Source organism: Herbaspirillum frisingense (genome assembly GCF_047325095.1).
GTDB classification, from domain to species: Bacteria; Pseudomonadota; Gammaproteobacteria; order Burkholderiales; family Burkholderiaceae_D; genus Herbaspirillum; species Herbaspirillum frisingense.
The window spans coordinates 5,305,382-5,323,579 of the sequence record NZ_CP168558.1 but is presented as its reverse complement, the minus strand read 5'-3'; the positions used below and the strand labels follow the sequence as shown (position 1 = coordinate 5,323,579).

The window sequence follows — 18,198 nt, the reverse complement described above, 5'->3', positions numbered from 1 at the left end:
TTTCATATGGCTGGCGATCACACCAATATCGAATAATCAAGAGTTTGTTTGAGTAGTCTCGACTTGAGAGAAGTTACGGATCGTGATTTCTTTGCGCCCCGATGGTTGTGGTCGATTGGCCTGATCGAGCCACCGCCATTGGATATCTTTCGGAGAGATATCCAGCCCACGATCACGCGGGTCGGGAAAAGCCATCCCTTCCTCGACATAGCTCTGGCGGTACCACTGGTTGAAGACCTTGGCCAGGGGATGGGCCGGATCGACGCTACCGTGCCAGATGCCGGTGGCGGGAGCGTGAAGCAGGCCGGTGGAGTGCAACTCGCGAGCAGGCATCGGGACTTCGCGCATCACGCCTTGGGGGACGCGCCTGTCGGGCATGTACTTGGCCTGTGGTGTTTGAGGGACCAGGATGCCGGGATTATGGAAACGGGAAGCGACGTCATCAGGTGAGACTGCTTTGCCAGGCTTGGCGCCGTCGATCAGGGATTGCTTGTCGCCATCCCAGTAGGGGAGGATGGCAGGAGGGAGGGGGGACTTTGTCTAGGTTGGGGAGGCGGAGGTCGGGGTTAATATGGATTAAATCAGCAATGGCCAAGTATCGCTCTGCGCGGTCGTGGTCCAAAAATCTGCTGACCAATTCTTTTCCGTGGTCAAAGTTGACAAATAGTTTGACAGCACTTTCTTCGCTGCCAAACTTGACTCCGTCATGGAGAATATGTACCGCGCTCTCATACTTCCCATCCAAATTGAGTTGCTGACCTAGCAGATATGCAGCTTTTCCATTTTCTTGTGCGTAACTACACTCAAGCATCTTCATGGCTAGGTCCTTATTTCGCCAAAACTTCCCTTTTGGATCGTCATAAGAGGCTTTGAGTTTTCCAGCAAGATGAGCTAAGGCGTCGGAATTCCCCATATTGGCGGTGTACGCCCAAAAAGCATATGCGCGAGTTGCGTCTTGCTGAACACCGGTCCCATTCATGTGATACGTACCATCAGGTGAAATGCCCTCGGCACACCAAGTAGCATCGCCTTCTCAACCATTTGTACAGCTAGTTCGGTGTCGCGCTCCACGCCGGCCCCTCGGAGATAAAGTGTGGCTAGATTCAGCATGGCGCCCCAGTGATCCTTTTCCGAGGCTTTCGTCCAGAGAATGGCGGCCTTTTTGTGGTCGCGATCATCAGGCCAAAGATCAAAGCTGGTGAGCGCCAAGCCTTCTCTGAACAAGGCTTCCGCTTCCTGGTTTAGCGGTGGCTCGGCCGCTTTCTCGTAGTTGCAAGTGAACTCTTTGCGATGGGGATCAAATGCCTTGAGAGACATGTTGCGAGGAAGTCTACTCAGGCTGCATGCGGGTATCAATGCCGTTGAAATAGCGAAGGTAAACAGCGTAAGCCATGAAGAGATTTTCGGCGTATTCAAAAGCATTGATGTTTCGCAGTTCTAAGTCGATCTTAGGTAGGTAGGCCACGCAGCCAGAAATGGGCCGAAATTGCCGTCATTCCCGCATCGCGTTCCTGTCAAATCCTGATTCCTCAGACGCCTTTCTTAATTGCTTCGACATAAGAAAAGTTACGGATCGTAATTTCTTTGCGCCCCGATGGTTGTGGTCGATTGGCCTGATCGAGCCACCGCCATTGGATATCTTTCGGAGAGATATCCAGCCCACGATCACGCGGGTCGGGAAAAGCCTGTCCTTCCTCGACATAGCTCTGGCGGTACCACTGGTTGAAGACCTTGGCCAGGGGGTGACCCGGATCGACGCTACCGTGCCAGATGCCGGTGGCGGGAGCGGGGAGCAGGCCGGTGGAGTGCAACTCGCGAGCAGGCATCGGAACTTCGCGCATCACGCCTTGGGGGACACGCCAGTCGGGAGCGTACTTGGCTTCAGGTGCTTGAGGAACCGGGGTGCCGAGATAGTGAAAGCGGAAAACACCATCATCCTTGGTGAGTCCTTCAGGGGTCTTGTCGAAGGCTTCGCCGATCTCGTAGCGCATGGGTACTTGCGCGGCATTCCATGCGACTTGCCGGGGTGTGACTGGCTTGCGCAATTGGGCAAGCCAATAACCTCCGATGACGGCATCAGTGTGCAGATGCTGGACCAGATGACCACCCTGCGGCTCATCAGGAAGGACAAAACCGTCGGGGATACCTAACCCACTCGGTGTATTGGAAATACTGGTTCTCGATGTAGATGTAGTTTGTAGCAAAGCTGGTCGCTTGCCGGTAGAGCCGCTTGATGGTCTTGTCACCTTCTTCAATTTGGGTCCGTACGATCTGGGCGCGATGTCTGGATTTGCCGGCGCGTATCTTGAGACCCGTCGGCGGTGAACGCAGATCATGTTCCCGCGCAATCTTCTGCGGGCCGGCAGCGACCCGGTTCCATGCATCGACAAAGTTCTTGCTGACGTTGATCAGCACTTCACCGCAAATGCGGCAGGCATAATCTTGGAAAGGCTTGAGTCCAGGAAATTCGTCGCCGCCACCCTCCCAGGACTGACCGCGACGCGGATCGTGGAACAGGTGCTTTTTCGTATCCCAGTAGTCGGTGACGCTATTTAAACCCATCACATAGCCGACGGCATGCTCCCCGTTCTGATGGTCGTAATCGATGAGAACGGTTTTCTGGTGCGCAGTTGGAGCATGTATCAGGAGCTGACGTTCTGTTAGGGACAGCGAGAAGGCCTGCTCTTCGTTCAGGCTACGGACGACAGGAGCGTCTTCACAGATGCGGACCAGAAAGGTGAGCGAGGGGATTGCACCGCTGGTCACGTCGAAGTACCACATGGCATTGAAATGCCTGCGGCGCTCGTCCGGCGTCATGTCAGCGGTATATGGCCTTCCGGAAAGCTGTTCATGGTGCCTGATGCGCTCGACCTGTGGAGCGAGGAGCACGCCATAGCCGGGGGCATTCTTCACAGCAGCGGACGAAGGATTCTCGTACCAACACAGCACCCTCACCTGCACCTGCTTACCGTTGTTGTATTTGCCAGCCGCGACATCCTTCAGCAGGTCGCCCCAGGTCGTGCCGCGCGGCCAGGTATGACCCTTGCGCTCCAGCTCCATGGCGGGATCGAAGCCCCAGCAGATGATCTCCACGCTGTGTCGCGCATTGCGGATGTCTTCCAGGATGCGGGCAAAGCCTTCCTCGCCGCAGATCAGTACCTCAAGCTGGTTGGCGTGATAGATGGGGGAGTTGCTGTCTTCCGGGCGTTCCAGCAGCCATTGCGAGGTTGCCGTGGCGCTGCGTTTGCGCAGGTCGATGGGGACGCTGCCAGGGTGGTGGGTGGTGGTCATGTTGAAATCTCCGATAAGTGCGGTGTTCAGGCGCCGGCATGTTGCAGGCGGTCTTCAGCACGCTCCTGCGCGCTGCGGTAGCCGGAGGCGGCAAGCTGGCTGTCGATGTCGTCGAGCGTCTCGTGCACCGGCAGGTCGAAGCGGTAGCCGTTGGGGAGTTCGATGGCGTAATCGCTGTCTTCCGGTAGATGGTTCGCGATGCGCAACTGTCCGGAGGCATCGGTCACCCCTTGGGCGAGCTGCTTGCCTTGCTTGAAGAGCGTGTACGGCTGGAGGGCCAGTACGCGGCCGGCACGGGCATGGGTGCGCAGGCGAACCAGCAGGCTGCTGCTGTGCTGAAGTTCTTCGTAGGTGGGAGGGGCTGGCAGTTCCGGTGGTGGGCAGTTGGCCGGGCCAAGGATATTGTGGTCTCCGGCCTGCTGCCGCCACTCTCCGGAAGTCCCGTGCTCGATCAGGCTGCCCTGCCAGCGGCTGAAGCTGCCACCGCCATTGATCTCCGTCGATTCACGCGAGCGGATGCTGATCTTGGGGGCCGCCAGAATGATCTCTTCACTGGCGCTGAGGGTGATGCGCTTGGCGGCGGCAATTTCGATATGTTCTTCGTGCGCCTGCATCTTGATGCTGCCCTTGCCGGCGATAAGTTTCATGTGCCGTGCGGCAAAGGCGCTGAGCATGTCGCCGGCCCGCATCAGCAGTCGGCGGCCGGCGCTCAGTTGGGTATTGGTCTGGCTGACCATATCGATGTGGTCTTGCGCTCCCAGTAGCATTCCCTCCTGGCTGGTCATGCTCACGCCCGCCGGTGCATCGATGGCCACCATGGACGCGTCGGGGCGTGGTGTTTCGTCGTTGTTGTCCCAGGACTGCAATTGCTGGTGGAGCTTGTCCAGGCGTGCCAGGTCGGTTGCTTCCGCATGGTGCTCCGCTGCGTGCTGTCCGAGGCGCCGGGCGATTTGCTGCAAGGCTTGCAGGGTCTCCAGCAGGGCGTCCCGTTCCAGCATGCGTCCGCGACCGCGATCCTGGGACTGGGCCGTGATCAGGATGCCCTTGGCCCCGCGCATGACGCCATGGCCATCGGTACGTGCTTCCAGTCCCTGGCCACGGTCGTCGCCATGTCCGTCGAGGCGGGGCTCGGTGAGGTGGCCGAGGTTGAGTTGGCTGTGCTGGTGTTCGCTGGCTAGTTGCGCGCTGATCTGTCCACGGGTGTCATCCATGCGCAACTGGTTGTAGCGTTCACCACCTATTTCACGCGTCTTGATGCCGGAGATGAAGCGGTTGGCCGGCAGCCCGCTGGTGTGGCTGAAACGCGCCGGTCGGTTGGTGCCATTGTGAAGCACGCCGGACACGAACATCTTGTCAGGGTCGCCACCGAGGAAGTCCAGCAGCACTTCCATGCCTACCCTTGGTACTGCGTCGTGTCCGTAGCCGGCGCCCGCCCAGGTGCTGGAGACTCTGACAAACGCGCTGTCCCGCTCATGGCCACCGGGGTCGGCGCCCTGGGCGGAATCCTGCCCCTGTCCTTGCACGCCCTGCAACTGCACCTTGATGCGTCCATATTCGTCGCAATAGACCTCTTCCTTACCTGGCCCGATCACCAATGCGGTGATGGGGTGCACCACCGGCAGATGTATGCGTGGATCGTAATGGGGCGTGATGGAGGCAGTCCGACGTACGCAGGTGAATCGGTTGTGATAGCGCAGGTCACTCGCGCCCTGTGGGGCGGCCGCATCCCATGGGAGATCGGGCAGAAGTCGCTGGATGTGTACCTGCAGATCCTTGGGGAAGTTGTTCTCGGCGCGCTGTTGCAAGGCGGTGACGATGAATTCACGCTGAGTGACGTCCTGGCGCGGCATGTCGGGGTGATTCTCCAGTTCGAACCAATGCCCCACGGCCAGGTCGCGTACGCTGCCGCCGGCCTGGAAGGTTTCCGCGCGAGCTTCGTGGGCCATCATGCGTGCATCGGTCAGTCGTACCTGGTCCGAGAGGTCATTGCCGATGTGTGGCGCATCGATGAAGCACTCGGTCAAGGCTAGCCCCATTTCGTTGCCGCTCCGTCCCTGGTCCACGATGTTGCGGCTCACAGTTTCATTGGCATGTACCAGCTTGTAGTCCCAACTGGTGCGCTGTACGTTGCCCGGGGTCAAGACCCGCTCGCGACTCCATGCGCTGATGGTGTCGCGTACTTCGGTGGCTCCATCGCGGTGATAGCGGACGCTGCCTGCGCTGGCCTGCGGCAACCGTGCCACGTGGTCACAGAACACAAGCATGTGAACCGGGCTGTAGGCCGTCGCCGGATCGTCCGCGTCCTGTGGCGTGGCGATGTACCAGGCGATGCCTTCGCGCCGGCACAGGCGTCCGATGAAATGGGCATCAGACTCATTGAATTGGTGACTGATCTCGCGGGACGGATAACGTCGCTGGTCGAGCCGATGGAGATCGAATGAGAAGGCATGGGCCAGCGCAGGGCTGCGTAGACGCCATTCGCGCAGCAGGATGTGGAGGATGTCGGGGACGCTCTTGCGACGGAAGATGCGGCTGTTGATCCGCCCATCCATGATCGACATCGCATCGCGTAGCGTCAGATGGTAGACGCGCAACGCACCGTCTGCCTGCCCGGCGCGGGCTTCGGTGATGATCCCGTTGATGTGATGCAGGCCACCACGATCATTGACCATCTCGATGCCGAGCGGCTGACCGAGCAATTCGTGCAGGGGAAGATCGGGGTCGATGGAGATGCAGGTCAGATGTCCGTGCATGCCTTCGAACATGGCTTCGCGGATCTCGACGCGCTGCACCAGCAGCAACTCTTCGAAATGGGTTTCGCGCTGGCTCCAGCGCAATCGTATCGGCCGGTTTTCCCGGGAGAGGATGGTCTTGGCAAAGGCTGCGGAGAGGGCGGATCGTGGGTCTATCATGGCTGAGTCGGACTCGATGGCGGCAGGTTGAGCAAACCGCACAGCATAAGTAGACGCGCCTGGTCGGGAAGGCGCTCACGAAAGAAAGGCCGGATTTCCCGATTTTCTTGTGTTCTTTTCCCAAAAAATATCGATAATTGCTGCTCGCAATTTCTCCTTATCTGCTACATGGACACCACCCGCATCGACAAATGGTGCTGGGCCGCGCGCTTCTTCAAGACGCGTTCGCTGGCCACTGAAGCCGTGGATCGCGGCCGCATCAGGCTCAACGGCGAGCGCACCAAGCCGGCCCACAGCGTCAAGCCTGGGGACCTCCTGGACATCGACAACGGCGCCACCGAATGGGAAGTACTGGTCATCGGCATCGCCGACAAACGCGGTTCGGCGGCGGTCGCGGCCACGCTCTATCAGGAGACCGAGGAGAGCGTCCAGCGTCGTGCGACCCAGGCCGAACGCCATCGCCTGTTCCGCGAACCCTCGGCTGAAATCAAGGGCCGCCCCACCAAACGCGACCGTCGGCTGCTGGATCGTTCCTCGTCCTGAGCCGGCAGGGCGGCCGCCACCGCGCCACAAGCTCGTTGTAAGATAAGGGCCGCTGTCCATGGCCTGTCTTTTCTCCAACGTAGGTGTGAAGGTGCAGATGTCCCAGGTAGTCCCCTCCGAATCCGCCCAGGCGATGCCGGTGCCGCGGCCGCTCCGCAAGGAATGCCCGCCCGGTGCCTGCGATTGCCAGCGCGAAGCGCTGCTCGAGTGCCTGCATGCGCCCGAGGCGCGCGTGCTGTGGCTGACCCGCGAGGAAGAAAAACGCCTGATCGAACGTATCACCCGGGTGACGACCTATGACGAACTGCTGCACGTGGGCAGTCTCATGCGCAAGAATCTCGGCATCCATCTGCATATCAGTCCCGGTCCCAACGAAGTGCGCACCGTGCGCGGCCTGCAGATCCACCTGGCTGAACAGCCAGGCCTGTGCCGCAAGACCCGCGATACCATCCCGGCGGCCATTCGCAAGTGCCTGGAAAACAACCCCACCATCGTCTATGCCCTGCTGGACGCCCACGACCTGCTGGGTGCCACCAGCGCCCCGCCCGGGGCTTCCTGAGGGCTTGCCGGGCAGCAAAATCGCCCTTGCAAGCCGCGCTGAATTTTTGTTTGACTTTTGCAGCGCGATGAATAATAGTACGATCGTTCGAATAAATTCTGCGTGAAGGTTTATTCACGTCGCGCAGACAGGGTACAAGACAGCGGCCGCCGAGCCGCACCCGCCGAACCGGTTCCTTCCCGTCGCGACCTGACGACGGATATCAAAGAGATAACGATGACTGAGACAAGCAAGGTGACCACCGCGCCCACCCGGCCCAAGTATCTGCGCAAGGGTGAGCAGACCCGTGCCGCCATCCTGGATGTGGCGCTGGAACTGGCCAGCCGTGACGGCCTGGAAGGGCTGACCATCGGCTTGCTGGCCGAAAAGATGAAGATGAGCAAATCCGGCGTCTTCGCCCATTTCGGCTCCCGCGAGGACTTGCAGATCGAGGTCGTGCGGCTGTATCACAACCGCTTCGAGCAGGATGTGTTCTATCCCTCCATCAAGGAGCCACGCGGCCTGCCGCGCCTGGAAGGGATGTTCGCGCGCTGGATCAAGCAGGTCACGGTGGAAATCGCGCTGGGTTGCATCTACATCAGCGGCGCGGTCGAATACGACGACCGTCCCGGTGCCATCCGCGATCACCTTGTGGCCATGGTCCAGGCCTGGCGCGATGCGCTGGAGCGCTGCATCAAGCAGGCCATGGAAGCCGGCCATCTGCGGCCCGACATCGAGGTCAGCCAGATGGTCTATGAAATGTATGGCCTGATCCTGGCCCTGCACCACGATGCGCGCTTCCTGCACATTCCCGGCAGCGTGGAGCGTGCCGAGGCCAGCTTCCGCCGCCTGATCGACAGCTACCGCCCGCAAGGCAGCGACAGTGCCAGCAACAGCACCAGCAACGGTGCCACCCCCGCCAAGAATTCAAAATCGGCTGCCAGGAAGGCAGCCTAAACCCGTCCGGAGACATTCATGCCCCAATACAACGCCCCCTTGCGCGACATGCAATTCGTGCTGCACGAGCTGCTCAATGTCGAGGAAGTGTTCAAAGAACTGCCACCGCATGCCGACACCAACCGCGAGCTGGTGGACCAGGTGCTGGAAGAGGGCGGCAAGTTCGCTTCGCAAGTATTGTTCCCGCTGAACCATTCGGGCGACCGCGAGGGTTGCCATTTCGATCGCGAGACCAAGGCCGTCATCACACCCAAGGGTTTCAAGCAGGCCTACCGGCAGTACGTGGAAGCCGGCTGGGCGGCGTTGTCCTGTGATCCCGAATTCGGTGGCCAGGGCCTGCCGCTGACGATCAACAATTCCTTCTACGAGATGCTGAACTCGTCCAACCAGGCCTGGACCATGTACCCCGGCCTGTCGCACGGTGCCTACGAGTGCCTGCACGCGCACGGTTCGGAAGAACAGAAGCAGCTCTACCTCCCCAAGCTGGTCTCGGGCGAGTGGACCGGCACCATGTGCCTGACCGAAGCGCATTGCGGTACCGACCTGGGCCTGCTGCGCAGCAAGGCAGAACCGCAGGCCGACGGCGCCTACAAGATCACCGGCAACAAGATCTTCATCTCGGCCGGCGAAAACGACGTCTCCGCCAACATCATCCACCTGGTGCTGGCACGCCTGCCGGATGCACCGGAAGGCTCCAAGGGCATTTCCCTGTTCCTGGTACCGAAGTTCCTGCCCAACGCCGATGGTTCGCTGGGTGCGCGTAATCCCATCTTCTGCGGTGCCATCGAAGAAAAGATGGGCATCCACGGCAACGCCACCTGCCAGATGAACCTGGACGGCGCCACCGGCTGGTTGATCGGCCAGCCGCACAAGGGCCTGCAAGCCATGTTCGTGTTCATGAACGCGGCCCGCCTCGGTGTGGGCATGCAGGGCCTGGGCCTGACCGAAGTGGCCTACCAGAACGCCCTGGTCTATGCCAAGGACCGCCTGCAGATGCGCAGCCTGTCCGGCATCAAGGCCGCCGACAAGCCGGCCGACCCGATCATCGTGCACCCCGACGTGCGCCGCATGCTGCTGACCGCCAAGGCCTTCGCCGAAGGTGGCCGCGCCTTCACCTCCTATGTCGCCCTGGAACTGGACAAGGAACTGAGCCACCCCGACGAACAGGTCCGCAAGGATTCTGCCGATATCGTGGCCCTGCTCACCCCGGTGGTGAAGGCCTTCCTGACCGACAATGCCTGGACGGCGACCTCCGAGTGCCTGCAGGTCTACGGTGGCCATGGCTACATCGCCGAATGGGGCATGGAGCAGTACGTGCGCGATGCCCGTATCAACATGATCTACGAAGGCACCAACACCATCCAGTCGCTGGACCTGCTGGGCCGCAAGATCCTGATGGACAACGGCGCCAAGCTGAAGAAGTTCGGCGCGCAGATCCAGGCCTTCGTGGAAGAGCATGGCACCGATGAGTCCATGTCCGAATTCATCACCCCGCTGGCCGACATCGGCGACAAGGTGAGCAAGCTGACCATGGAAATCGGCATGAAGTCCTTCGCCAACCAGGACGAAGCCGGTGCCGCCGCCGTGCCCTACCTGCGCGTGGTGGGCCACCTGGTGTTCTCCTATCTGTTTGCGCGCATGGCCAAGATCGCGCTGGAAAAGCAGGGCAGCGGTGATGCCTTCTACACCGCCAAGCTGGCCACGGCGCGCTTCTACTTCGCCCGCCTGCTGCCGGAGACCGCCATGCTGATCCGCCAGGCCCGTTCCGGCGCGGCCAACCTGATGGCCCTGGACGCCGAGTTGTTCTGACCGCAACACCACGCCGCCGCCGGGTCTGTTGTCCCGCAGCGGCGTTGATCTACCGCAATGTGGCCCGGCATGGCGTCATGTCGGTGTCACCCCTGCAAGGCATGCTGTGACCTTCTGCTGGAAGGCGTACAGTAGTCGCTCGCACCGGCGGTGCGGCAGCCTGCCAGGCCCCGAATTCATGTTTCATGTTTGCAGCACCAGCAAAGGAGATTTGCGTGTCCAATTTCATCGTCAAAAAAGTGGCCGTGCTCGGCGCCGGCGTCATGGGTGCCCAGATTGCCGCCCACTGCATCAATGCCCGCGTGCCGGTCGTGCTGTTCGACCTGCCGGCCAAGGAAGGCCCGAAGAACGGCATCGTGCAACGCGCCATCGAAAACCTGAAGAAACTCAGCCCGGCCCCGCTGGGCAACAAGGACGATGCGGCCCTGATCCAGGTCGCCAACTACGAGGATGACCTGGCCGTGCTGGAAGGCTGCGACCTCATCATCGAAGCCATCGCCGAGCGCATGGACTGGAAGCATGACCTCTACAAGAAGGTCGCTCCGCACATCGGCCCCAAGGCCATCTTTGCCTCCAACACCTCGGGCCTGTCGATCAATGCGCTGTCTGAAGGTTTTGATGCCGGCCTGAAAGCGCGCTTCTGCGGTGTGCACTTCTTCAATCCGCCGCGCTACATGCACCTGGTCGAACTGATCCCGACCCAGTCCACCGAACCGCACATCCTCGACCAGCTGGAAGCCTTCCTCACCACCACCCTGGGCAAGGGCGTGGTCCGCGCTTTCGATACCCCCAACTTCGTGGCCAACCGCGTGGGCGTATTCGGTATCCTCGCCACCATCATCGAAGCCGACAAATACGGTCTCTCGGTGGACGTGGTCGATGACCTGACCGGCGCCAAGCTGGGCCGCGCCAAGTCCGGCACCTTCCGCACCGCCGACGTCGTGGGCCTGGATACCATGGGTCACGTCATCCGTACCATGCAGGACAACCTGAAGGATGATCCCTTCTTCTCTTCCTATGCCACCCCGCCGCTGTTGGCCAAGCTGGTCGAGCAGGGTGCGCTGGGCCAGAAGAGTGGTGCCGGTTTCTACAAGAAGGTGGGCAAGGATATCCTGCGCATCGACCCGGCCAAGGGCGATTACGTGGCGGGTGGTGCCAAGGCCGATGACATCATCGCCCGCATCCTCAAGGAAAAGGATCCGGTCAAGCGCATGAAGGCGCTGCATGATTCGACCAATCCTCAGGGCCAATTCCTGTGGGCCATCTTCCGTGACGCCTTCCATTACATCGCCGTGCACCTGGAATCGGTGGCCGACAACGCCCGCGACCTCGACTTCGCCATGCGCTGGGGCTTCGGCTGGAGCGTCGGTCCCTTCGAGACCTGGCAGGCCGCCGGCTGGAAGCAGATTGCGCAATGGGTGAAGGAAGATATCGATGCCGGCAAAGCGCTGTCCAATGCACCGCTGCCGGACTGGGTCTTTGATGGCCGCGATGGCGTGCACTCGGAGAAGGGTTCCTGGTCGCCCTCGAAGAAGGCCGATGTGGCCCGTTCCGAACTGCCGGTCTACCAGCGCCAGGCCTTCCGTGCCCCGCTGGTGGGCGAAGGCGCCGCCGACGGCAAGAGCGCCGGCACCACCTTCTTCGAAGACGAATCGGTGCGCATCTGGCATCAGAACGACGATGTCCTGATCCTGTCCTTCAAGACCAAGATGCACGTGATCGGCCAGGGTGTCATCGACGGCATGAACAAGGCCGTCACCGAAGCCGAGCAGAACTTCAAGGGCCTGGTGATCTGGCATCCGGACGCGGCCGAAGGCGGCGCCTTCTCGGCCGGTGCCGATTTGCAGTCGATGTTGCCGCTGTTCATGTCCGGTGGTGTCAAGGCCATCGAACCGGTGGTGCACCAGCTGCAACAGGCGCACCAGCGCCTGAAGTACGCCAGCGTGCCGGTGATCGCGGCTGTCGCCGGCCTGGCCCTGGGCGGTGGTTGCGAACTGTTGCTGCATACCGCCAAGCGTGTGGTCTCCATCGAGTCCTACATCGGCCTGGTGGAAGTCGGCGTGGGCCTGATCCCGGCCGGTGGCGGCCTGAAGGAAGCGGCCGTGCGTGCCGCCAAGGAAGCCAAGGGCAACGACATCCTGCAGTTCCTGAAGGAATACATGCTGGCCGCGGCCACTGCCAACGTCTCCAAGTCGGCACTGGAAGCCCGCAAGCTGGGTTATCTGCGCGAGGATGACGTGATCGTCTTCAACCCGTATGAATTGCTGCACGTGGCCAAGGTGGAAGCGCGCGCGCTGTTCGACGCCGGCTATCGTCCGCCACTGTCGCCGCAGGTGCCGGTGATCGGCCGCAACGGCCTGGCCACCATCATGGCGCAGCTGGTCAACATGCGCGACGGCGGCTTCATCTCGGCCCACGACTTCAAGCTGGGCAAGATGATCGCCGAGACCGTCGCCGGTGGCGAAGTGGAAGAGGGCAGCATCGTCAACGAACAATGGCTGCTCGACATCGAGCGCAAGTTCTTCATGGAGTTGCTCAACCATCCCAAGACGCAAGAGCGGATCATGGGGATGATGCAAACCGGCAAGCCAGTCCGCAATTAAAGAACGTTCCCTCCCCTTCAAGGGGAGGGTTGGGGTGGGGCTGGGTTGAAATGCAAGGCCAGACCAACGACTTCACGAAACTTGCAGCCAAGCAGTTACGCAAAGCCATGACCGAAGCCGAGCAAAGGCTCTGGCATCGTCTACGCGGCCAGCAGCTTGACGTGAAATTTCGCCGTCAGCACCCCTTTGAAAATTACGTACTCGATTTTGTCTGTCTGGAACAGCGCCTGGTGATTGAAGTAGACGGCTCGCAGCATGTCGGCAATCAGGATGACGCAACCCGGACCGCGAAATTGAATCAGGCAGGCTTCACGGTTCTACGCTTTTGGAATAACGAAGTATTGAATGAGACGGATGTGGTCGTTCAGGCGATCTGAAATGCATTGAACCCATCCCCACCCCAGCCCTCCCCTTGAAGGGGAGGGAGAGTCCAAGGAGATTTTGAATGAGCAAACAACTGCAAGACGCCTACATCGTCGCCGCTACCCGCACCCCCATTGGCAAGGCGCCGCGTGGCATGTTCAAGAACACCCGTCCGGACGACCTGCTGGTGCGCGCCATCCAGTCCGCCGTGGCGCAGGTGCCCGGCCTGGACCCCAAGCTGATCGAGGACGCCATTGTCGGCTGCTCCTTCCCTGAAGGTGCGCAAGGCCTGAACATGGCGCGTAACGCCGTGTTGCTGGCCGGGCTGCCCAATACCATCGGCGGCGTCACCATCAACCGTTACTGCGCCTCCGGTATCACGGCCATCGCCATGGCGGCCGACCGCATCCGCGTCGGTGAAGCCGATGTCATGATCGCCGCCGGTGCCGAGTCGATGTCGATGGTGCCGATGATGGGTTTCCATCCCTCCATCAACATCAATGCCTTCAAGGATGAAAACGTCGGCATGGCCTACGGCATGGGCCTGACCGCCGAGAAGGTGGCACAGCAGTGGAAGGTCTCGCGCGAAGCGCAGGATGAATTCGCGCTGGCCTCGCACCAGAAGGCCATCGCTGCCCAGCAGGCCGGTGAATTCAATGACGAGATGACCGCGTTCGAGATCGTCGAGCGCTTCCCCAACCTGGGTGCCGGCGAGATCGACATCAAGACTCGCACCGTCAGCCTGGACGAAGGTCCGCGTGCCGATTCGAACCTGGCCGCGCTGGCCAAGTTGAAGCCGGTCTTCGCCGCCAAGGGTAGCGTCACCGCCGGCAACAGCTCGCAGACTTCCGACGGTGCCGGCGCGCTGATCATCGTCTCCGAGAAGATCCTCAAGCAGTTCAACCTCACCCCGCTGGCGCGCTTCGTCTCTTTCGCCGTGCGTGGCGTGCCGCCGGAGATCATGGGCATCGGTCCCAAGGAAGCAATTCCGGCAGCGCTGAAGGCCGGCGGCCTGACCCAGGACCAGATCGACTGGATCGAACTGAACGAAGCCTTCGCCGCCCAGGCGCTGGCCGTCATCGGCGACCTCGGCCTGGACCCGAGCAAGGTCAACCCCATGGGCGGTGCGATTGCCCTGGGCCACCCGCTGGGCGCCACCGGTGCCATCCGCGCGGCCACCACCATCCATGCACTGCGCCGCAAGAACCTGAAGTACGGCATGGTGACCATGTGCGTGGGCACCGGCATGGGTGCGGCGGGCATCTTCGAACGCGTCTGATCTGCATGCACAAGCGCTGATGAAAAGCCGCACTGCTCACGCCGTGCGGCTTTTTCATTGGTTCCTGCTTGAGCTTCAAACAAGCTAAATCATTTATAAAATTCAAGGAGACCGCGCAGATGGATATCCAACTGAGCAAGGCCGATGGCATCCTGAGCATCCATTTCGACCGTGAAGAAAAGAAGAACGCCATCACCGCCGCCATGTACCAGCAACTGGCCGATGCCCTGAAGGAAGCCGAGACCGACAGCGCCGTGCGCGCCATCCTCTTCACCGGCAAGCCACAGGCCTTCTCGGCCGGCAATGATCTGGAAGACTTCCTGAAGAACCCGCCCAAGACCCAGGACGCTCCGGTGTTCCAGTTCCTCTGGCAGATCAGCCATGCCAGCAAGCCCATCGTGGCGGCGGTCTCAGGTGTGGCGGTCGGTATCGGCACCACCCTGCTCATGCATTGCGACCTGGTCTATGCGGCGGACAATGCCAAATTCTCGATGCCCTTCACCCAACTGGGGCTCTGCCCGGAAGCCGCCTCTTCACTGTTGCTGCCGCATATCGCTGGCTATCAGCGTGCTGCCGAGAAGCTCCTGCTGGGCGAAGCCTTCGGTGCCGACGAGGCCGCGCAGATGGGCTTCGTCAATCGCGTCCTGCCGCTGGAAGAATTGCTGCCCTATGCGCAAAAGCAGGCTGCCAAGCTGGCTGCCTTGCCGGCCGCTTCGATCCGCGTGACCAAGCAATTGATGAAGAAGAACCGCGTCACCGCCACCGAGCAGCAGATGGTGACCGAGATCGAACACTTCGCGCGCATGCTCACCGAGCCGGAAGCCAAGGAAGCCTTCACCGCCTTCTTCGAGAAGCGCAAGCCGGACTTCAGCCGGTTTTCCTGAGCCAGCAGGCGGCGGGCTGTCCTCGGATGGTGCGTCGCTACTTCCAGCTGCTCTTTCCCGTCGCAATCACAGCCACCGGATCGCTGCGCTGCCCATAAGGATGGCGCAGCACGATGCGGCTGGCGAACTTTTCAATGCCGATCTCGTCCTCGAGGAGTCTCTCCATCAACTCCTGGAACAAGGACACCGTGGGGGAGATGATCTTGAGCAGATAATCGTAGCCCCCGCTGACGTTGTAGCACTCGACGATCTCCGCATATCTGGCCGCACCTTGCTCGAACTTGCGGAAGTCGGCCGGGCGATGGCTGCCGAGTGTAATCTCGGAAAACACCACGACATGGCTGCCCAGTTTCTCCAGCGCGATCTGTGCGCCGTAACCTGCGATGACACCACTTTCTTCCATGCGTTTGGTGCGGGTCAGACAAGGGCTGGGGCTCAGGTTGACCGCTTCGGCCAGTTCCACGTTCGAACAACGCCCCTCGCGCAGCAGGTGTTCGAGAATCTTGATGTCGGTGCGGTCGATTGGGTCTGTGGGGCGCATGGGAAGATCTTATCACCGCAGCTTCGCTGTCAACGGCTGGCCGAGCCGGTCCCGGCTTGCGTCAGCGATTCGTCCAGCGCATCGATCACCATGCCGGCCTGATCCTTCGTCAATACCAGCGGCGGTCGTATCTTCAATACGTTATGTCCCATCGCGCAGGCGCTGAGCAGCACGCCCTTGTCGCGCATCCGGTTGACCACCTCGCTGGTAAGGCTGCGGTCTGGTGTACGCGAGCGGCGATCGGAGACCAGTTCCACGCCGACGAACATGCCCGCGCCGCGCACGTCGCCAATCGCCTCATGACGTTCTGCCAAGGCGGAGATACCGTCAAGCAAGATCGATCCTACCTCGTGCGCATGGGCGATCAGGCCCTCGCGTTCTATGGTCTTGAGTACTGCAAGAGCCGCTGCGCAGGACACGGTATTGCCACCGAAGGTATTGAAGTAACGCGAGCGCTGGCCGAATTCCTGCAAGGCGTCGGCCGTGGCCAGCAGTCCTGCAACCGGTTGCCCGTTGCCCATCGGCTTGCCCATGGTCACGATGTCCGGCACCACGCCGTGGCGCTGGAAGCCCCACATGTGCTCACCGGTGCGACCAAAGCCGGGTTGCACCTCGTCGGCGATGAAGAGGCCGCCGGCGCGCTGAATGGCCTGTACCGCTCCCTTGAGGAAGCCTGCCGGGCCGGGCAGGATGCCGTCGCTGGTAAAGAGTGAGTCGACGATCAGTGCTGCTGGCTGGATGCCGTGGCGTTGCAGGTCGGCAATGGCTGCCTCCACATCGCGTGCAAAGCGTTCGCCCAGATCCTGCCCTTGAGCGTGATAACTACGCGGCGCCGGCACCAACCGTACATGCGGACCAAGGTTGACCGTGGCGCCCAGCGAGGGGGAGAACTGCGAGACGGCGTCGGTGATACCGTGATAGGCGGTATCGGTCACGATCACCCCGCTGCCCCCGGTGCGCACTTTGGCGATGCGATAGGCCAGATCATTGGCTTCGCTACCGGTGCAGGTCAGCATCAGGTGTGCCAGTGCCGTTTCCGGTACGGTGGCGAGAAGCCTTTCGGCCAGTTCCAGAATGGTTTCGTGCAGATAGCGGGTATTGGTCGCCAGGGTTTGCACCTGCTGGCAGATCGCCTCGGTGACTGCAGGGTGGCAATGCCCAAGGGAGGTCACGTTGTTGTAGACGTCGAGGTAACGGCGTCCCTGCGGATCAATCAGCCAGACACCCTCGCCACGCACGATCTGCAGCGGATGCTCGTACATCAGGCGATAGGCCGGACCCAGCAGCGCGTCACGGCGTTTGATCAGGGCCTCGGTCACGGGACCGACGTCGGTTCGGCCGGGGATATAGGCGTTGACCATGTTCAGGTCGGTGGTGCTCTTCATGGAATTCTCCTGTTGCGGATTTCTGAAAGCAGGCGGTCGCGTGCGTCCTGGCGCGAGAGGTCGGCCAGTTGCCCCAGTGCCTCCCAGGCTGCCGGGTTGTGGCGCATGATGTAGGCCCGGTTATGGGGGTAGCGTGCTGCACGCCACTCCGAGATCAGCGCCGTGATCAGGTGGCGCGTGGCCATCAGGTCGGTGACGATCTCCTGCTCGGGACCGGTGAGCGGCAGCAGAGCGTGATAGGCGCCCACGAACTGTGCCGGACCTTCGAAAGGATCGGTGTTGCCCGTCATGTGGAACGCCGCTGCGGTACCCACCTCGCCCACCAATGGCGCATGCAGCATGTCGCCGAAATCGATGATGCCGGTGATGTGCTCCTGTTCCTGGGGCGCCACCAGGACGTTGTAGAGATGGTAGTCATTGTGGATGACCTGCGTGCGCACCTGTGGCAGGAGAGGCAGCACGTCCTGTTCGAAGCGAGTCATGAAGCGCTGTGCCAACAGACGGCGGCCTGGATCGATCAGGCCTTCCATCTTGGCCGCCAGGCGGTGCGCGGTCGATACGTTCCATAGCAGGTCATGATGCGCGCCCGGATGCGAGAAGTCGCGCAAGGCCAGGTTCAGTTTCGCCAAACCGCTGCCCATGGCGCGCCGCTGACCAGCTGTGCGAATGGTCTCCTTGATCTGCACGCCGTCCAGGTAGGTCAGCATGCGTACCGTACAGACGTTGCCATCATCAAGGCGAATGCGTTCGGAGGTTCGCCCACCCAGCGTGCGCACTACCCGCGGGATCGGAAGTTCGGGTGCGACGACCGCAATGTGCTCAAGCGCGGCAATCTGGAAATCCACCACCGTGGGTTCTTCGGAAGGATTGCTGATCTTGAGCACATGGCGCATTCCATCTTGGCCGTCGATGCGGCAGTTCTGGTCACGTTCACCAGCCAGCACCGTGACCTCCCCGTCGATGCCGTAGAGGCCAGAGGCGAGCTTGTGCAGCGTGGAGAGGGGAATCGCCGGCGCGGCCGTGCTCAATGCTGCAGTTTGATCAAGAGCTTGCTGATGCATCATGGGTCTCGCTTGGAGTTGCGCCAGGGTGG

The 18,198-nt window shown here is 61.2% G+C and carries 17 protein-coding genes; 8 read left to right on the top strand and 9 right to left on the bottom strand.

The features are described from left to right. Positions 1-36 precede the first annotated feature (36 nt). The 6 genes from ACEOAC_RS24205 to ACEOAC_RS24180 form a co-directional block, all read right to left on the bottom strand. On the bottom strand, positions 37-378 hold the full coding sequence (locus ACEOAC_RS24205; RefSeq protein WP_413628627.1) for a hypothetical protein: 342 nt from the start codon (positions 376-378) through the stop codon (positions 37-39). 64 nt (positions 379-442) lie between these two features. Further along, positions 443-979, bottom strand: a complete 537-nt coding sequence (locus ACEOAC_RS24200; RefSeq protein ID WP_413628626.1) for a hypothetical protein — start codon at positions 977-979, stop codon at positions 443-445. Next, positions 976-1,422 (bottom strand): tetratricopeptide repeat protein, encoded by a 447-nt coding sequence (locus ACEOAC_RS24195; protein ID WP_413443770.1) that lies wholly within the window; start codon positions 1,420-1,422, stop codon positions 976-978. The genes ACEOAC_RS24200 and ACEOAC_RS24195 overlap by 4 nt, the downstream gene beginning before the upstream one ends. 107 nt (positions 1,423-1,529) lie before the next feature. Then, complete coding sequence (locus ACEOAC_RS24190) at positions 1,530-1,991, bottom strand: hypothetical protein (RefSeq protein WP_413443771.1); 462 nt, start codon at positions 1,989-1,991, stop codon at positions 1,530-1,532. Positions 1,992-2,118: 127 nt separating this feature from the next. Beyond that, positions 2,119-3,291, bottom strand: coding sequence for a phospholipase D-like domain-containing protein (locus ACEOAC_RS24185; protein WP_413443772.1), 1,173 nt, complete (start codon positions 3,289-3,291; stop codon positions 2,119-2,121). Between the two features lie 26 nt (positions 3,292-3,317). Continuing rightward, positions 3,318-6,203, bottom strand: coding sequence for a type VI secretion system Vgr family protein (locus tag ACEOAC_RS24180; RefSeq protein WP_413443773.1), 2,886 nt, complete (start codon positions 6,201-6,203; stop codon positions 3,318-3,320). Positions 6,204-6,371: 168 nt separating this feature from the next. Between ACEOAC_RS24180 and ACEOAC_RS24175 the strand changes: the two genes are divergently transcribed. The 8 genes from ACEOAC_RS24175 to ACEOAC_RS24140 all read left to right on the top strand — a co-directional run bounded on the left by ACEOAC_RS24175 (position 6,372) and on the right by ACEOAC_RS24140 (position 15,179). Further along, complete coding sequence (locus ACEOAC_RS24175; protein WP_413443774.1) at positions 6,372-6,746, top strand: RNA-binding S4 domain-containing protein; 375 nt, start codon at positions 6,372-6,374, stop codon at positions 6,744-6,746. A 97-nt stretch (positions 6,747-6,843) separates the two neighbouring features. Next, entirely contained in the window at positions 6,844-7,305 is a 462-nt protein-coding gene (locus tag ACEOAC_RS24170) for a hypothetical protein (RefSeq protein ID WP_413443775.1), read from the top strand. A 216-nt stretch (positions 7,306-7,521) separates the two neighbouring features. Next, the gene (locus tag ACEOAC_RS24165; protein ID WP_006464121.1) at positions 7,522-8,241 is read left to right on the top strand and encodes a TetR/AcrR family transcriptional regulator; all 720 of its coding nucleotides are present in this window, start codon (positions 7,522-7,524) and stop codon (positions 8,239-8,241) included. 18 nt (positions 8,242-8,259) lie between these two features. Further along, complete coding sequence (locus ACEOAC_RS24160; RefSeq protein WP_413443776.1) at positions 8,260-10,050, top strand: acyl-CoA dehydrogenase C-terminal domain-containing protein; 1,791 nt, start codon at positions 8,260-8,262, stop codon at positions 10,048-10,050. Positions 10,051-10,265: 215 nt separating this feature from the next. Continuing rightward, on the top strand, positions 10,266-12,653 hold the full coding sequence (locus ACEOAC_RS24155) for a 3-hydroxyacyl-CoA dehydrogenase/enoyl-CoA hydratase family protein (RefSeq protein ID WP_413443777.1): 2,388 nt from the start codon (positions 10,266-10,268) through the stop codon (positions 12,651-12,653). A 50-nt stretch (positions 12,654-12,703) separates the two neighbouring features. Beyond that, positions 12,704-13,030, top strand: coding sequence for an endonuclease domain-containing protein (locus ACEOAC_RS24150; RefSeq protein ID WP_413443778.1), 327 nt, complete (start codon positions 12,704-12,706; stop codon positions 13,028-13,030). A gap of 68 nt (positions 13,031-13,098) precedes the next feature. Continuing rightward, the gene (locus ACEOAC_RS24145; protein ID WP_413443779.1) at positions 13,099-14,295 is read left to right on the top strand and encodes an acetyl-CoA C-acyltransferase; all 1,197 of its coding nucleotides are present in this window, start codon (positions 13,099-13,101) and stop codon (positions 14,293-14,295) included. A 119-nt stretch (positions 14,296-14,414) separates the two neighbouring features. Further along, on the top strand, positions 14,415-15,179 hold the full coding sequence (locus tag ACEOAC_RS24140) for an enoyl-CoA hydratase (protein ID WP_413443780.1): 765 nt from the start codon (positions 14,415-14,417) through the stop codon (positions 15,177-15,179). A gap of 37 nt (positions 15,180-15,216) precedes the next feature. Here ACEOAC_RS24140 and ACEOAC_RS24135 read toward each other — a convergent pair whose 3' ends face one another. The 3 genes from ACEOAC_RS24135 to ACEOAC_RS24125 are packed head-to-tail and all read right to left on the bottom strand — an operon-like array spanning position 15,217 to position 18,169. Beyond that, on the bottom strand, positions 15,217-15,720 hold the full coding sequence (locus ACEOAC_RS24135) for an Lrp/AsnC family transcriptional regulator (protein WP_241813626.1): 504 nt from the start codon (positions 15,718-15,720) through the stop codon (positions 15,217-15,219). Positions 15,721-15,749: 29 nt separating this feature from the next. Next, entirely contained in the window at positions 15,750-17,105 is a 1,356-nt protein-coding gene (locus ACEOAC_RS24130) for an aspartate aminotransferase family protein (protein WP_413443781.1), read from the bottom strand. After that, positions 17,102-18,169, bottom strand: coding sequence for a phosphotransferase (locus tag ACEOAC_RS24125; RefSeq protein WP_413443782.1), 1,068 nt, complete (start codon positions 18,167-18,169; stop codon positions 17,102-17,104). The genes ACEOAC_RS24130 and ACEOAC_RS24125 overlap by 4 nt, the downstream gene beginning before the upstream one ends. Positions 18,170-18,198: the final 29 nt, after the last annotated feature.

What these genes read in the sequence shown, in the direction of transcription:
- ACEOAC_RS24205 (WP_413628627.1), bottom strand. Translation starts at nt 378, where the DNA reads ATGCCCGACAGGCGCGTCCCCCAAGGCGTGATGCGCGAAGTCCCGATG.
- ACEOAC_RS24200 (WP_413628626.1), bottom strand. Translation starts at nt 979, where the DNA reads ATGAATGGGACCGGTGTTCAGCAAGACGCAACTCGCGCATATGCTTTT.
- ACEOAC_RS24195 (WP_413443770.1), bottom strand. Translation starts at nt 1,422, where the DNA reads ATGCTTTTGAATACGCCGAAAATCTCTTCATGGCTTACGCTGTTTACC.
- ACEOAC_RS24190 (WP_413443771.1), bottom strand. Translation starts at nt 1,991, where the DNA reads ATGCGCTACGAGATCGGCGAAGCCTTCGACAAGACCCCTGAAGGACTC.
- ACEOAC_RS24185 (WP_413443772.1), bottom strand. Translation starts at nt 3,291, where the DNA reads ATGACCACCACCCACCACCCTGGCAGCGTCCCCATCGACCTGCGCAAA.
- ACEOAC_RS24180 (WP_413443773.1), bottom strand. Translation starts at nt 6,203, where the DNA reads ATGATAGACCCACGATCCGCCCTCTCCGCAGCCTTTGCCAAGACCATC.
- ACEOAC_RS24175 (WP_413443774.1), top strand. Translation starts at nt 6,372, where the DNA reads ATGGACACCACCCGCATCGACAAATGGTGCTGGGCCGCGCGCTTCTTC.
- ACEOAC_RS24170 (WP_413443775.1), top strand. Translation starts at nt 6,844, where the DNA reads ATGTCCCAGGTAGTCCCCTCCGAATCCGCCCAGGCGATGCCGGTGCCG.
- ACEOAC_RS24165 (WP_006464121.1), top strand. Translation starts at nt 7,522, where the DNA reads ATGACTGAGACAAGCAAGGTGACCACCGCGCCCACCCGGCCCAAGTAT.
- ACEOAC_RS24160 (WP_413443776.1), top strand. Translation starts at nt 8,260, where the DNA reads ATGCCCCAATACAACGCCCCCTTGCGCGACATGCAATTCGTGCTGCAC.
- ACEOAC_RS24150 (WP_413443778.1), top strand. Translation starts at nt 12,704, where the DNA reads ATGCAAGGCCAGACCAACGACTTCACGAAACTTGCAGCCAAGCAGTTA.
- ACEOAC_RS24145 (WP_413443779.1), top strand. Translation starts at nt 13,099, where the DNA reads ATGAGCAAACAACTGCAAGACGCCTACATCGTCGCCGCTACCCGCACC.
- ACEOAC_RS24140 (WP_413443780.1), top strand. Translation starts at nt 14,415, where the DNA reads ATGGATATCCAACTGAGCAAGGCCGATGGCATCCTGAGCATCCATTTC.
- ACEOAC_RS24135 (WP_241813626.1), bottom strand. Translation starts at nt 15,720, where the DNA reads ATGCGCCCCACAGACCCAATCGACCGCACCGACATCAAGATTCTCGAA.
- ACEOAC_RS24130 (WP_413443781.1), bottom strand. Translation starts at nt 17,105, where the DNA reads ATGAAGAGCACCACCGACCTGAACATGGTCAACGCCTATATCCCCGGC.
- ACEOAC_RS24125 (WP_413443782.1), bottom strand. Translation starts at nt 18,169, where the DNA reads ATGATGCATCAGCAAGCTCTTGATCAAACTGCAGCATTGAGCACGGCC.